Origin of the sequence: Euzebya sp., assembly GCF_964222135.1 — a bacterium.
Lineage (GTDB): Bacteria > Actinomycetota > Nitriliruptoria > Euzebyales > Euzebyaceae > Euzebya.
The window spans coordinates 1-13051 of sequence record NZ_CAXQBR010000027.1 but is presented as its reverse complement, the minus strand read 5'-3'; the positions used below and the strand labels follow the sequence as shown (position 1 = coordinate 13051).

Below are 13051 nucleotides of genomic sequence, written 5' to 3'. Positions count from 1 at the left end.
ACACCCAGGCCGACCTCGACGCGATCTGCGACGTGCTCAACACCCAGCCCCGCCGATCCCTAGGCTGGAAGTCACCCAACGAGGTCTACGCTGACCATGCCGCGCGCTAGCACCTGGAATCCGCCGTGCCCTGCCCTTGGGCTTCGTGTTCGGAGTCGGATGGACCCCGTGCATCGGCCCTGCCCTGGCGGCCATCCTGACCCTCTCCGCGGCCCAGGGCGGGGGCTCGCCGCTGCGAGGCGCGTTCTTGGCCGCCGCGTATGCACTTGGACTCGGCGTGCCCTTCCTGGTCACGGGACTGCTGTTGAGTCGCCTCGGTCGACCTCTCGCGTTCTTCCGCCGGAACGCCCGAGCGGTCCAAATCGCTGGAGGTGCGATGTTGAGTCTTGTCGGCCTCGCGATGGTCACCGGATTGTGGAGATCGTTCGTACTCCTGTTGCGGCCCGCCATCACAGGTTTTGCTCCACCGATATGAGCAACTAGCCGACGGGGATCAGGTAGATGACGGTGAACAGGACGATCCAGACGATGTCGACGAAGTGCCAGTACAGCCCGACCATCTCGACCGCCTCGGTGTTCTTGTGGCTGATGCTGCCGCGCAGGGACAGCGCCCACAGCACGACCAGCATCACGACGCCGAAGGTCACGTGGATGCCGTGGAACCCGGTCAGCATGTAGAACGCCGCGCTGAACGGGCTGGTCTCGAACTTGAAGCCCTCTTCGACGAAGAACGTGAACTCGTACATCTGCCCGGCCAGGAACACCATGCCGAGGAGCGCGGTCGACAACGTCCAGGTCTGGAAGCTGCGCATGTTCCGGCGCTGCAGCGCGTCGAGCGCGAGCACCATCCCGAGCGAGCTCATCAACAGGATGAACGTCGAGGCGGACGTGAAGGGGATGTCGAAGATCTCGAGGGCGGTGGGGCCCTCGTTCGTCCGGTTCAGGTACAGCAGGTAGGTGGCGATCATCGCCCCGAAGAACAGGCACTCGGACCCGATGAAGGTCCACATGCCCAGCTTCTCGTTGCTGATCCCGAAGTTCGTCGTGTGGCCGTGGTCGGGGACCTCGACCTCGGACGGGGTCGTTCCGCCGGAGGCGGACGGTGTCGTCGCGGACATCAGTGGTCGTCCTCTGCGCTGGGCTCGATCGCCCAGCCCAACATGGCGCCGAAGGTGATGATCCCGCCGATCGCGAACAGCGCGATCTGGAGGGCGCCCTCGTAGAACACGCCGTAGGCGGCGATCGGGAGGCCGAACGCGACGAACAGCGGGTACCACGAGGGGTCGGGCATGTGGATGCCGAGCTCCTTGGCGGTCTTGCCGCTGACCTTGTCGCCGTACGGGCCGCCCGGGTTGGCGTCGTCGGCGGCGCCGGCGGGGACGCGGGTCGCGCCCTCACCGCCGTCGTGGCCGGCGTACTTGCGGTACCACAGCTCGTCGCGGTCGCTGATGACCGGGACGGTGTCGAAGTTGTGGGCCGGCGGCGGGGAGGAGGTGAGCCACTCGACGCTGCGGGCGTCCCACGGGTCGGCCCCGGCGGGCGGGTTCTTGCGGCTGATGACGACGTTGAGGAGGAACGTCAGGAACGACAGGCCGATGATGATGGCGCCGACGCCGATCATGGCGTTCCAGAAGTTCCAGCCCATCCCGTCGGCGTAGGTGTAGTACCGGCGCGGCATGCCGTTCAGGCCGAGGAAGTGCATCGGCCCGAACGTCAGGTTGAACCCGATGATCATCAGCCAGAAGTGGATCTTGCCGAGCCGCTCGTTCAGCAGGTGGCCGAACGCCTTGGGGAACCAGTAGTAGATCCCGCCGAACAGGCCGAACAGCGCGCCGCCGAACAGCACGTAGTGGAAGTGGGCGACGACGTAGTAGGTGTCGTGCTGCTGGGTGTCGTGGGGGACCAGCGAGTGGGTGACGCCGGACAGGCCGCCGATGGTGAACATGCTGACCAGGCCGATGGCGAACAGCATCGGCGTGGTGAAGCGGAGCTGGCCGCCCCACATGGTCCCCAGCCAGTTGAAGATCTTGATGCCCGTGGGCACCGCGATGAACATCGTCGTCAGCCCGAACGCGGTGTCGGCCACCGGGCCGAGGCCAGAGGTGAACATGTGGTGGGCCCACACGCCCCAGCCGAGGAACCCGATCGCGATCCCGCTGAAGACCACCGCGGAGTAGCCGAACAGCGGCTTGCGGCTGAAGGTCGGCAGGATCTCCGACACGATCCCGAACGCGGGCAGGATCATGATGTAGACCTCGGGGTGCCCGAACAGCCAGAACATGTGCTGCCACAGCACCGGGTCACCGCCCTCCATCGGGTTGAAGAAGGGGGCGCCCCAGCGGGCCTCGAACATCAGCTGCCACAGGGCGATGCCGATGACCGGCATGGCGAACAGCAGCAGGAACGCGACGACGAAGGCCATCCAGGTGAACACCGGCATCCGCATCAGCGTCATGCCGGGCGCCCGCATGTTGAGGACGGTGACGATGAAGTTCACCGCCGACGCGAGCGACGACAGGCCGGCGATCTGGATGCCGAGGGAGTACAGCAGCGTGCGCGACATCTGGATGTTGGCGACCTCGGCCCCGAGGGTGGTGCCGGTCGGGTCGGGCCCGACGACGGCCTGGGGGAGGTAGGAGACCCAGGAGTTGCTCGGCAGCCCCTCGAGGAGGATGCCCGAGTACATGAACAGGCCGCCGGCCAGCAGCACCCACAGGCTGAAGGCGTTCAGCCGCGGGAACGCCATGTCCCGCGCGCCGATCTGCAGCGGCATCACGAAGTTGATGAACGCGGTGCCGAGCGGCATGACGACGAAGAAGACCATCGTCAGGCCGTGCATCGTGAAGACCTGGTTGTACAGGTCGGCCGACAGGATCTCGCCGTTCGGGCCGGCCAGCTGGGCGCGGATCAGCAGCGCCTCGAGCCCGCCGACGGCGAAGAAGAACAGCGAGCCGATCGCGCCCATGATGCCGATCCGCTTGTGGTCGACCGTCGTCAGCCACGAGCGGATCCCGTGCTGGGAGTCCGTCGGCCTGCTGAACAGGCCGCGGCGCCGGGGGGTGGTCGCGCCGGAGGGGTTCTCTGCGATCGCGGTCATGGGTTACTCCAGGGTGCCGAGGTAGGCGATGAGCGCATCGACGTCCTCATCGGAGATGTTGGGGAACTGCGGCATCTGCGAGCCGGGCTTGAGGTCGGCCGAGTGGCGGATCCACTGGCGCAGGAGCTCGCGGGACGCCTCGGGATCCTCGGCCGACTCGCCGAACGGCGAGTCGAAGATGTAGCCCGCGAACGCCTCGCGGCTGGCGAAGTGCGTGAGGTCCGGGCCGACGCGGGACTCCCCGTTCTCCGGGTGGCCGGTGATGTTGTGGCAGGCCACGCAGGTCTGGGAGACGAACAGCTCCTGGCCCTGGACGGCCAGCTCGTCGGTCGGCTCGGCGGCGGGCTCGCGCTGGTTGGCGACCCACTCCTCGTACTCCGCCTCCTCGTGGGCGATCACGGTGAAGCGCATGTTCGCGTGGCTCAGGCCGCAGAACTCCGCGCAATTGCCGGGGTAGATGCCGGGCTCGTACGCCTCGATCCGCATCTCGCGGATCGCGCCGGGCACCCAGTCCCGCTTGCCGGCGAGGGAGGCGACCCAGAAGCTGTGCATGACCGGCGGGGTGCCGTACTGGGGACCGGCCGGCTCGCTGCCGTCGAGGGTGAGGTAGACCTCGCGCCCGGCGGGGATGTGCAGCTCGTTCGCGGTGTAGAAGCCGGTGTCGTCGTCGGTGTACTCGAACTGCCACCAGTACTGCTTCGCCACGACCGTGACGTGGACGGCGTCCTCGGCCGGCTCGTCGGCCAGCTCGAAGATGGTCTGGACCGTCGGGACCGCGATCGCGACCAGGATCAGGGCGGGCACCAGCGTCCAGGCGATCTCGAGCTTGGTGTTGCCGTGGACCTGCTTGGGCAGCTGCTCCTGCCCCTTGTCGCGGAAGCGCACGACGATGAACGCGAGCCCGGCGAACACCAGCACGAACACCGCGATCGAGATCGGGTACGCGAGGTTCCACAGGTCGTCCTGGGCCTCTGCCACCGGGCCCATCGGCGCGAGCGCGTTGGCGGGGATGTCCCGCTGCGGGTCGGGTCCTGGGATGTTGGAGGTGCCGGTGCCGTCGAGGTTGGCCGAGCACCCGGACACCGCGAGCGCGACGGTGGCGAGTGCGAGGAAGGCACGGGCCCTGCAGGATCTCATCCAGCCATGCCGTGGAGGACGGTCGACACGATGCGGGAATGGCAGAGCCCTGAGGAGGCCGGTGTACCTGTGCCGTTCTCGTGACATCGCCCATGGTCCCATGTCAAGTCCACCTGGAAGGGTGTGGGCATCCTACTACGTCGGCGTAGTGGCGTGCTCCCACGGACCTGTGTCACAGTGGAATAGATGAGCGGTGCCCGCCGCGGTTACCCAGCTACCGCGGCCCTCGTGGGAGATGGCCGTCCGCTCGACCGGAGAGTCCAAGATGTCTGAACAGCCTCCGCCGTCCGCCTCCGCAGATGGTCTGCTCGGCTCCCTCGAGTTCGGCGCCATGAAGGCGCTCTGGGAGAAGTCACCCGCCACCGTCAATGAAGTCCGAGACCGCATCAATCGGAGTCGGACCCCACACGACGAGCTTGCCTACACCACCGTCATGACCGTCCTCGCTCGGTTGCACGACAAGGGCCTGGCGGCCCGCGAGAGAGTCGGTCGCGGCTACTCCTACAGGCCCGCCTTCTCCGAGTCTGAGCTGGTTGTCCACCTCAGCCGCCGTGACGTGGTGGAACTCGTCGACCGGTACGGGTCAGTCGCCCTCTCCCAGTTCGCGGCAGCCCTAGAAGAATCCGACCCTGCACTTCTTGCACGGATCCTGCGATTGGCGGGAGGTGACGAGCATGCGTAACCGACGTCTGGTGCGATCGGGGATCATCGGCGGAGCCGTGGGCTGCGTGGGCGGTTGGATGATTGGCATGGGCGGAGTAGCGGTCATGGCCGGGTCAGCCGGCGTCATGGCCGTGGTGCTCGCCGCGCCAGTCATCCGAGGGGCCTGGCGGCACGTGCGCCTGACCTCGGCGCTGAACTCCGTGTGCTCCCCCGCCACGGTGCACGGCTTCCCGGTCCACACCGGTCAGCTGTCGAGGGCAGCCTTGGTAGCCGGTCTGCATCAGCCCGAGATCTACGTCGACACCAATCTCCTCGCCGACCTGTCGGACGACGAACTCACAGCCGTGTTGCTCCACGAGCACGCCCACAAGTTGGGGCGGGACCCACTGAGGGCAGTCCTGATCGACAGCCTGTCACCTGTCGTGCGACATTGGCACGGCGGACGGCTCTTGGCCGCGCTCAGGGCCACCGCAGAGATCCGCGCAGACAAGTACGCCATTCGACACGGCGCATCCCGAACGGCCCTGGCGTCGGCGTTGCTCAAGGTGGCGCCGGTACCAGGCGGAGGTGTCGGGTTCTCCTCAGCGGTCGACCTGCGCCTTCGTGCTCTCCTCGGCGAGGACCTCCGCCCGCCGTTGTCGGGTTTGATCGGCCACCTCGCGTGCGTGGCGTTGGTAGCCGTGCCGACGGCCGCCGGGTGTGCGGCGTTGAACCTCCACGAGACGATCGTCCCACAAATCATGGCCAGTCTGACCTGAGCTCCACGGTTCGAAGACGGCGACACCAACTGCTTCGCTGAATCGGCACCTGGCTGGCCAACCGGAGGCCGCCACGGCCTCGACGACGACTGCGGCGATGCAGAACTCCTTCTTGCTGACGGTAAACAGCAGCGCCACGTGGTCACCTGCTGATGCGGTCAACGGCCACACCCCGATGGCGATGGCTCGGCATCAGGGTCGACTGGGCTGCGGCACACCTACGGGCCTGACCGCTGCCATCCCGCCGTACCGGCACGGCACCCAGAACTCAGGACATCGGCCGCATGTGACGTGCGCGGCCGACGACAACGTGGGCAGGTCGACGGTCCTCAACGAGTACATCGCCGAGGAGCTCCGGACCGACGTGACCACGCCCACCCTGCCGTGGTTGGAGTTTGCTCCATCGTGGAGTTGGCAAGGAGTGTGGTGTGACCACGTCGCGGTCCACCCGTGTCGCCATCAGCCTCATCGGGCTGATGGTGATGGCGGTGCTCGGTCATCTCGTCCTCTGGGCCGGCTCCGCGCTCGCTGACGGCAGCGACGACCCGGCCACATCCGCGGCGGTGGCGGTGATGGGCGAGCATGAGCAGCCCGCGTCCGCTTCTGCAGCGGACGCGCACGACGGTCATGCGTTCATGTGGGGGTGCTCGGCGATGTTCGCCGTCCTCGCGCTCCACGTCGCATTGATCATCAGCACGCGCTCGTCGGTCGGTGATGGTGACGAGGGCGTTGTGGCGCCGCCGCAACGCCAGGGCGATCTCCGGTCCGACGTGAGCTCAGCGATGCCCGCCGGCCCTCCCGTGGGCGTCGGGGTCGTGCTGCGCGTCTAGAGGACGAACGGCCGCGCTGCACGGCCGTCGGCGTGTGACCGTGATCGCGGTCTGCGTCGCTGACGGTGCGTGCGTGGTGACCGTCCACGCTCCGCCGCCCTCCGGCGTCGACGTCCCTGTCGGCGTCACAACCGAACGAGAGAGGAACGATGCCATGAACACCACCAGGGCAATGCTGGAAACGTATCCCCGCGACTACAACGTCGACACCGACAAGCTGCAGGCGTGCATCGATGCGTGTAATGAATGCGCGAACGCCTGCACGCAGTGCGCAGACGCCTGTCTGTCAGAGGACAACGTCGCCGAACTGATCAAGTGCATCCGGCTCAACGCCGACTGCGCCGATCTGTGCGTCGCCACCGGCCGGGTCCTGTCACGCCAGACCGAGTACGACGCCAACGTGGCGCGCGCGGCCCTGCAGGCCTGCATCCAGGTCTGCAAGACCTGCGGTGACGAGTGCGAGCGCCACGCGTCGATGGGCATGGAGCACTGCGGTGTCTGCGCCGAGGCGTGTCGCCGCTGTCAACAGGCTTGTGAGGAACTGCTCGCCACCATCAGCTGACCGAGAACGCGGTGGGGCCGCGCCCACCGGCCCCACCGCACATCACCCACCAAACCGCACCCTTTCAGCCTGGGTCGCCACGGCCGACCGGTGCAAAGCGGTCGCGAAGGAGGACGCGATGGCCAACGACCACACCCATCATCACCCACCCCGCGGGGAACGCCGGCCGGAGGAGGAGGGGGCGCTGGATGTCCGTGAGGAGCACGTCGGCGACCCGCCTGACCATGACCCGCACGACGGTGACGGGGACGGTCACGGGGCGGGTCATGGTGATCACGCGGCGATGTTCCGTGACCGCTTCTGGGTGTCCCTGGTCCTCTCGGTCCCCGTGATCGCCTACAGCGAGACGATCCAGGGGTGGTTCAGCTACTCCGCTCCTGAGGTGCCCGGCCATGAGTGGATCGCTCCGGTCCTCGGTGCGGTGATCTTCGTCTACGGGGGCTGGCCGTTCTTGGCCGGCGCGGTCCAGGAGGCGCGGGATCGCCAGCCGGGGATGATGTTGCTGATCGGCATGGCGATCACCGTCGCGTTCGTGGCGAGCGCGGCCACGTCGGTGGGGGCGTTCGACCTCGAGTTCTGGTGGGAGCTGGCGCTGCTGATCGACGTCATGTTGTTGGGCCACTGGATGGAGATGCGCGCCATCGGCCAGGCACGCGGCGCCCTGCAGGCTCTGGCCGAGCTGCTGCCCGATGATGCTGAGCGGGTGACCGACGGCGGTGTGGAGACGGTCGACGTGGCCGACTTGGCGCCGGACGACGTGGTGTTGGTCCGCCCGGGTGGCCGCGTCCCCGCGGACGGGGAGATCGTCGACGGCCGCGCCGAGGTCGACGAGTCGATGATCACCGGGGAGTCCAAACCCGTTGGCAAGCAGCCCGGCGACCAGGTCGTCGCGGGCACGGTGGTGGCGGACTCCGCGATCCGCGTGCGGGTCGGCGCCGTCGGTGAGGACACCGCGCTGGCGGGGATCCAACGGCTGGTCGCGGAGGCCCAGCAGTCCGGGTCCCGAGCTCAGGCGTTGGCGGACCGGGCGGCCGCCTGGTTGTTCTACGTCGCCGCCGTCGCAGCCGTGGTCACCTTCGCGGCCTGGCTGGTGCTGGGCGACTCCGAGCAGGCCACGGTGCGGACGGTCACGGTGCTGGTGATCGCCTGCCCCCACGCCCTCGGGCTGGCCATCCCGCTGGTCGTGTCGATCTCCACGTCGGTCTCGGCCCGCTCGGGCATCCTCGTCAAGGACCGCCTCGCCCTGGAGCGCATGCGCGACATCGACGTGGTGCTGTTCGACAAGACCGGCACGTTGACCGCCGGCGCGCACGCCGTGGCCGACGTCGCGGTCACCGGCGGGGTCACCGAGGAGGAGCTGCTGCGCCTGGCGGCCGCGGTGGAGGCCGACAGCGAACACCCCCTCGCCCGCGCCATCGTCGCCCGCGCAGACCGCATCGACGTGCCGCACGCCGAGGGGTTCGAGTCGATGACCGGCCGAGGGGTCCGTGCCCGCGTCGACGGTCACACCGTCGCCGTCGGCGGACCCGCGCTCCTCAGAGACTCCGACGCCGACGTCCCGGCGGACCTCGACGACCACGTCCGCGGATGGATCGAACGGGGCGCGGCGGTCCTGCATGTCTTGCGCGACGGCCAGGTGCTCGGGGCCTTCGCGCTCGAGGACCAGGTGCGACCCGAATCACGCGCGGCCGTCGATGCCCTGCACCAGCGCGGCGTGGCGGTGGCCATGATCACCGGGGACGCCCGACAGGTCGCCGACGCCGTCGCCGCCGACCTCGGCATCGACGAGGTGTTCGCCGAAGTGCTCCCCGAGGACAAGGACGCCAAGGTCAGCGAGCTGCGAGACCGCGGCCAGCGGGTGGCGATGGTGGGCGACGGCGTCAACGACGCCCCGGCGCTGGCGCGCGCCGATGTCGGGATCGCGATCGGCGCGGGCACCGACGTCGCCATCGAATCCGCCGGGATCGTCCTCGCCTCCGACGACCCCCGAGCGGTCCTGTCGGTGATCGAGCTGTCACGGGCGTCGTACCGCAAGATGCTGCAGAACCTCGCGTGGGCAGCTGGCTACAACGTCTTCGCCATCCCCCTCGCGGCCGGCGTGCTCGCCGGCGTCGGCTTCGTCCTCCCACCCGCCGTCGGGGCGCTGCTCATGAGCGCCTCCACGGTGGTCGTGGCCCTCAACGCCCAACTGCTCCGCCGCATCGACCTCGACCGCCCCGTCCTCGCGTCACCCTGATCGGTGACGCCGGACATCGCTGACAGACCGAACGGACGAGAGAAGGGGAACTCCATGTCAGACGAGAACGCGCACCAGAGCACCCGCCACGGCGACAGCAACGGTCATCCAGGCATGCAGCCGACGATGTACCTGCGGTTCGGGGCCATGATCCTCACGGCGATGGTGGTCATGTACGGCGTCATGTTCGTCAGTTCCTGGGAGTGGAGTCACATCCGCTTGAGCGAGAGCCGCATGTTCATGGCGTTGACCATGGGCGGGACCATGGGGCTCGTCATGTTGGGGTGGATGCTGAACATGTACCGGAACACGACCGCCAACATCGTCGTGGTCGTCGTGAGCGTCGTGTTGCTCGCTGTCGGCATCTTCTTGGACCGCAGTCAGACCACGGTGGACGACACCGGCTTCATGCAATCCATGATCCCGCATCACTCGATGGCCATCACACGCGCCGAACGCTTCAACGTGACGGACGTGCGGGTCTGCGAACTCGCCGTCGAGATCAGCGAAGCCCAGCGGCGAGAAATCCTCGAGATGGACTGGCTCATCGACGACATCCGCGAGAACGGACCAGCATCGAGCCCCGAGGACGCCGACGCCCGGCCCGTACCTGACTTCAACCGACAAGCAGAACGCGATTGTCCCACGGGCTGATTCGAGAGTGAACGAGTCTAGAAGTGGCGACCGTCAATGCCTCGACGGGGGGCGTCCTCCCGGTGTGATCGGCGACGAGTGGATTCTGTGCAGCAATGGGCGAAGACCACTTGGTCAGTCCCCGGAACTGCTCGCCATACTTAGCATAGTTAGATTAGTTTGCCCGGTTATTGGGCTCGCGCGGCGGTCCCGGGTGAAGCGGCAGTAACTGCCCTCTTACCCGTTGGCGGCCGTCACGCCACGCAGTGATCACGTTGGCGTTTCATCACCGATTGCGTTGGGGGGCGCTGTGGATTGAAAGCATCTATCCTCATCCCGACCGGTTGATCGCTCCGGCACGGTGTTGGATGACGCCGCAGTACACCGCCGACTCGGCTCCTGCGTAGTCGCCCGCGCCGATGACCAGGTCGGTGAGTTCGTCGCGGAGTTGCTGCATCTCCGTGATGCGCTGATCAAGTTCTGAGGCATGGCGTTGGAGCAGCCCGAGAACGTAGCCGCATGGCGTCTGTTCCTGTTCGCGGACGACGAGAACCTCACGGATCTCATCCAGGGTCAGTCCGAGCCGTTGGGCGGTGCGAATGAACGACAGCCGCTCAGCATCGGCGGCGGTGTACATGCGGTAACCCGCGGCGTTGCGCATGGGCTCGGGCAGCAACTCGATGGACTCGTAGTACCGGATGGTCTTGGTGTTGACGCCGACCCGGTCAGCGACCTGACCGATGCGCATGGTGGTGTGCTGAGCCGCGTCGCTCAGCTGTGAATTCGTCGCGCCGCTCATCACGGTCCTGTGGTTGTTTCGTAGTTTGATACCGATAGGGCCATCATGGCCGAGATCCTGGGTGTTCACTATACGGTGAACACTTGAGCGAAGATGTCTGCGAACAGTGCGAGGGAGACGAACCAGGCACCGACCATGAGGAGGAGGACTCCTCCCCACTTCTTGACCGCGGGAGCGTTGGCTTGAATCCGCTCGACGGTGGCTCTTTGTGCGCGGGAGACGGTGAAGGCCGCGATGAACATGAGCGCCACGATCACCATGGCCGCGACGCCGAAGGCCAGCGACGCGGCCGCGACGCCGCCGGTCACAAGAGCTTGCCCGGCCAGACCGGCCAGGATCGGCCCCGTTCAACCAAAACCTGCCAGGAAGGTAGAAGAACCCGAACGTGGTGAACCCCGCGGTGGGGCGTTGGCGGCGCAGACGAGCGTGCGACCGGCTGAGCCGCCTGGTCACGCGCTCCACCATGCGGAACGGGGAATCGCCCATCACGCCGAGCTGGACGAGTCCGAGCAACATCAGCGTCACGCCGACCACGACGCGCAACGCAATCCCGACGGCACTGGTGAACGTCACGGTGGCGGCAACGGCGCTGCCGCCCAGCGCGATCACTCCGCCCAACAGCATCAAGAACAGCGTCGCTCCGCCGGCGAGCGCGGTCGCGAATACCGCCGGTCGACCGCCACGGACGTGACTCGAGCTGCCAGTGTCCCGCGACAGCAACGTGACCAGAAGCGGGAAGGAGCACGGCGCGAAGAACGATGCGATGCCCGCCCCCGCCGCGAGGACCAGGAGCCCGGCTCCCTCAAGGGCAGGAAGCTCGAACCTTGGGTACATCTCGTAGCCCGCGAACCCTGTCAACGCGACCACCAGGACCGCGGCGGTCAGCAAGCCGTATAGCGTCCGCCCGTGCGTGCCGCCGCCATCAATGGGGTCAGCCCGAGATGCTGCGGTCGGGTCCGCAGAAGGTGGTTGCTGCACCGGGAACCCGGCGGTCGGCCAACCGCTGGGCGATCGTGTCCTCGTCGACGAGGGATTCGATGAATGTGACACCAACCGTGTTGTGTTCGGTATCTGGCTGGACGTCCTCCACTCCGTCCAGAGTCGCCAAGGCCCTCCGGATGGACGTCGAGCAGCCCTCGCAGTGGATGTTCTCAACGTATACGGTTCGGTGTGCCATGCCGCTCACCGTAGACCTTCCACCGGGGTGGAAGGTCAAGAGGGCGTCCGGCCTGACGGCGATTCGGATGGCGCGTGCCAGCGGTGCGGGGTGGGCGATGTGTCGCGGACCCTTCGCCGCCGCGTTGTAGATGAAACGCACCTGCCGATCTGCGGGGTCGGCGGGCAGCGAACGCTGTCGACGTCCACCCACTCGCCGTCGAAGTCACCCGCGAGGTCGGCGTCGACCTCACCGCATCGCGGCCGCGCGGCTACCGACATGTCGTCGTCGACCCCGACGTCGTGGCTCGGTGTGCGACCGCGCGGCGATCGGTGACGGATGGCTCGGCGGGGTCTCCTCAACACGGAAGCCCACGCCGGTCGTCAAGCGTCCGCTTGAAGAGCGGCCGGTCGTGCCCGACGCCAGCGCCGTTCTGTTGAGCGAGCTGCGTGGAGCCCGTGGCCGAGTCCGGCCGGGGTTGGTTGTCAGTCAGTTGCCGCCGCACTCCGCAGCGGTCATCTCGGCTTGGGCCTCCCGCTGCTCGTCGGTCCACCAGGTCTTCAGGTACGTTAGGATCGCGTCGACCTCGGCGTCGATGAGCTGGTCGCGGAACGCCGGCATGATCTGCTCGTCGGGCACACCCGGTCGCGGGGGGAGCCCGTCGAGCACGATGTCGGTGAGCAGGCAGTCGGCGTGGTGCCAGGTGTGGCCCTGCGCGCCGTGGCGGGGTGGGATGTCACTGATCGCCCCACCGGTGGGGCCCCCGTGGCACTGCAGGCACGACGTTGCGTACAGGCGCTCACCGCGGGCGACGACGTCTGCGGCCGGCTTGGATCCACCACCGCATGCCGTTGCGGCGATCGCGACGGCCAAGGCCACGGCCAGCACCTGCGGATGTCGTCGGCGCGATCTCACCGCGCAAGCGTAGAGGGGGCGTGGTCTGTGACCACGCCACTGAGCGGACTGCGGCTGTCGTCCGCCGCGGGTCGGCGTCAGCGGAAGTCGCCGACGACGTCGACGGTGAGCTGCTCGGTGCCGTCGGCGGTGGTGATCGGGACGTGGACGGCGAGGTCGTGGGGGCCGTCCATGCCGGGGTGCATGCTGAGTTCGAAGGTCAGTGTGGTCGTCTCGCCTGGCGCCAGAGCGGTGGTGTCGAGGGTGAGCGGGCCGGGGCAGCAGC

At 67.6% G+C, this 13051-nt stretch carries 16 protein-coding genes and 1 pseudogene; 7 read left to right on the top strand and 10 right to left on the bottom strand.

Annotated features, from left to right (window positions below):
- Window positions 1–136: 136 nt before the first annotated feature.
- Window positions 137–475: a cytochrome c biogenesis protein CcdA gene (locus ACEQ2X_RS07325; RefSeq protein ID WP_370325138.1), complete on the top strand. Its 339-nt coding sequence runs from the start codon at window positions 137–139 to the stop codon at window positions 473–475.
- A gap of 4 nt (window positions 476–479) precedes the next feature.
- Here the strand turns inward: ACEQ2X_RS07325 and ACEQ2X_RS07320 are convergent, their stop codons facing one another.
- The 3 genes from ACEQ2X_RS07320 to coxB are packed head-to-tail and all read right to left on the bottom strand — an operon-like array spanning window position 480 to window position 4234.
- Window positions 480–1118, bottom strand: a complete 639-nt coding sequence (locus ACEQ2X_RS07320) for a heme-copper oxidase subunit III (RefSeq protein ID WP_370325137.1) — start codon at window positions 1116–1118, stop codon at window positions 480–482.
- Window positions 1118–3097 (bottom strand): cytochrome c oxidase subunit I, encoded by a 1980-nt coding sequence (ctaD, locus tag ACEQ2X_RS07315; RefSeq protein WP_370325136.1) that lies wholly within the window; start codon window positions 3095–3097, stop codon window positions 1118–1120. The genes ACEQ2X_RS07320 and ctaD overlap by 1 nt, the downstream gene beginning before the upstream one ends.
- 3 nt (window positions 3098–3100) lie before the next feature.
- The gene (gene coxB, locus ACEQ2X_RS07310; RefSeq protein WP_370325135.1) at window positions 3101–4234 is read right to left on the bottom strand and encodes a cytochrome c oxidase subunit II; all 1134 of its coding nucleotides are present in this window, start codon (window positions 4232–4234) and stop codon (window positions 3101–3103) included.
- A gap of 235 nt (window positions 4235–4469) precedes the next feature.
- Here coxB and ACEQ2X_RS07305 point away from each other — a divergent pair, with 235 nt between their 5' ends.
- From ACEQ2X_RS07305 to ACEQ2X_RS07290, 4 genes are all read left to right on the top strand, one after another.
- Window positions 4470–4916 carry a BlaI/MecI/CopY family transcriptional regulator gene (locus ACEQ2X_RS07305; RefSeq protein WP_370325134.1) on the top strand — a complete coding sequence of 149 codons (447 nt, stop codon included), beginning with the start codon at window positions 4470–4472 and terminating at the stop codon, window positions 4914–4916.
- A complete protein-coding gene (locus tag ACEQ2X_RS07300; RefSeq protein WP_370325133.1) occupies window positions 4909–5655 on the top strand; it encodes a M56 family metallopeptidase in 747 nt (248 codons plus the stop codon). Before ACEQ2X_RS07305 ends, ACEQ2X_RS07300 begins: the two co-directional genes overlap by 8 nt.
- A 428-nt stretch (window positions 5656–6083) precedes the next feature.
- Complete coding sequence (locus ACEQ2X_RS07295; protein ID WP_370325132.1) at window positions 6084–6485, top strand: hypothetical protein; 402 nt, start codon at window positions 6084–6086, stop codon at window positions 6483–6485.
- A gap of 154 nt (window positions 6486–6639) precedes the next feature.
- Window positions 6640–7047, top strand: coding sequence for a four-helix bundle copper-binding protein (locus tag ACEQ2X_RS07290; protein ID WP_370325131.1), 408 nt, complete (start codon window positions 6640–6642; stop codon window positions 7045–7047).
- A gap of 64 nt (window positions 7048–7111) precedes the next feature.
- On the opposite strand, the gene ACEQ2X_RS07285 is transcribed toward ACEQ2X_RS07290, so the two are convergent.
- A complete protein-coding gene (locus ACEQ2X_RS07285) occupies window positions 7112–7324 on the bottom strand; it encodes a hypothetical protein (protein WP_372530548.1) in 213 nt (70 codons plus the stop codon).
- Between ACEQ2X_RS07285 and ACEQ2X_RS07280 the strand changes: the two genes are divergently transcribed.
- Both ACEQ2X_RS07280 and ACEQ2X_RS07275 read left to right on the top strand, forming a co-directional pair.
- Complete coding sequence (locus ACEQ2X_RS07280; protein WP_370325140.1) at window positions 7232–9283, top strand: heavy metal translocating P-type ATPase; 2052 nt, start codon at window positions 7232–7234, stop codon at window positions 9281–9283. The two genes, ACEQ2X_RS07285 and ACEQ2X_RS07280, sit on opposite strands and share 93 nt — an antisense overlap.
- A 54-nt stretch (window positions 9284–9337) precedes the next feature.
- Complete coding sequence (locus tag ACEQ2X_RS07275) at window positions 9338–9937, top strand: DUF305 domain-containing protein (protein WP_370325130.1); 600 nt, start codon at window positions 9338–9340, stop codon at window positions 9935–9937.
- A 310-nt stretch (window positions 9938–10247) separates the two neighbouring features.
- On the opposite strand, the gene ACEQ2X_RS07270 is transcribed toward ACEQ2X_RS07275, so the two are convergent.
- The 6 genes and pseudogenes from ACEQ2X_RS07270 to ACEQ2X_RS07245 all read right to left on the bottom strand — a co-directional run.
- Entirely contained in the window at window positions 10248–10715 is a 468-nt protein-coding gene (locus ACEQ2X_RS07270; protein ID WP_372530547.1) for a heavy metal-responsive transcriptional regulator, read from the bottom strand.
- Between the two features lie 68 nt (window positions 10716–10783).
- Window positions 10784–11023 (bottom strand): hypothetical protein, encoded by a 240-nt coding sequence (locus tag ACEQ2X_RS07265; protein WP_370325141.1) that lies wholly within the window; start codon window positions 11021–11023, stop codon window positions 10784–10786.
- A 154-nt stretch (window positions 11024–11177) separates the two neighbouring features.
- Window positions 11178–11549 (bottom strand): annotated as a pseudogene (locus ACEQ2X_RS07260) (hypothetical protein); the annotation flags it as partial.
- Window positions 11550–11646: 97 nt separating this feature from the next.
- The gene (locus tag ACEQ2X_RS07255) at window positions 11647–11892 is read right to left on the bottom strand and encodes a heavy-metal-associated domain-containing protein (RefSeq protein WP_370325129.1); all 246 of its coding nucleotides are present in this window, start codon (window positions 11890–11892) and stop codon (window positions 11647–11649) included.
- Window positions 11893–12360: 468 nt separating this feature from the next.
- Window positions 12361–12786 (bottom strand): cytochrome c, encoded by a 426-nt coding sequence (locus tag ACEQ2X_RS07250; RefSeq protein WP_370325128.1) that lies wholly within the window; start codon window positions 12784–12786, stop codon window positions 12361–12363.
- A gap of 77 nt (window positions 12787–12863) precedes the next feature.
- A partial coding sequence (locus ACEQ2X_RS07245; RefSeq protein WP_370325127.1) for a hypothetical protein occupies window positions 12864–13051 on the bottom strand: 188 nt, incomplete at its 5' end.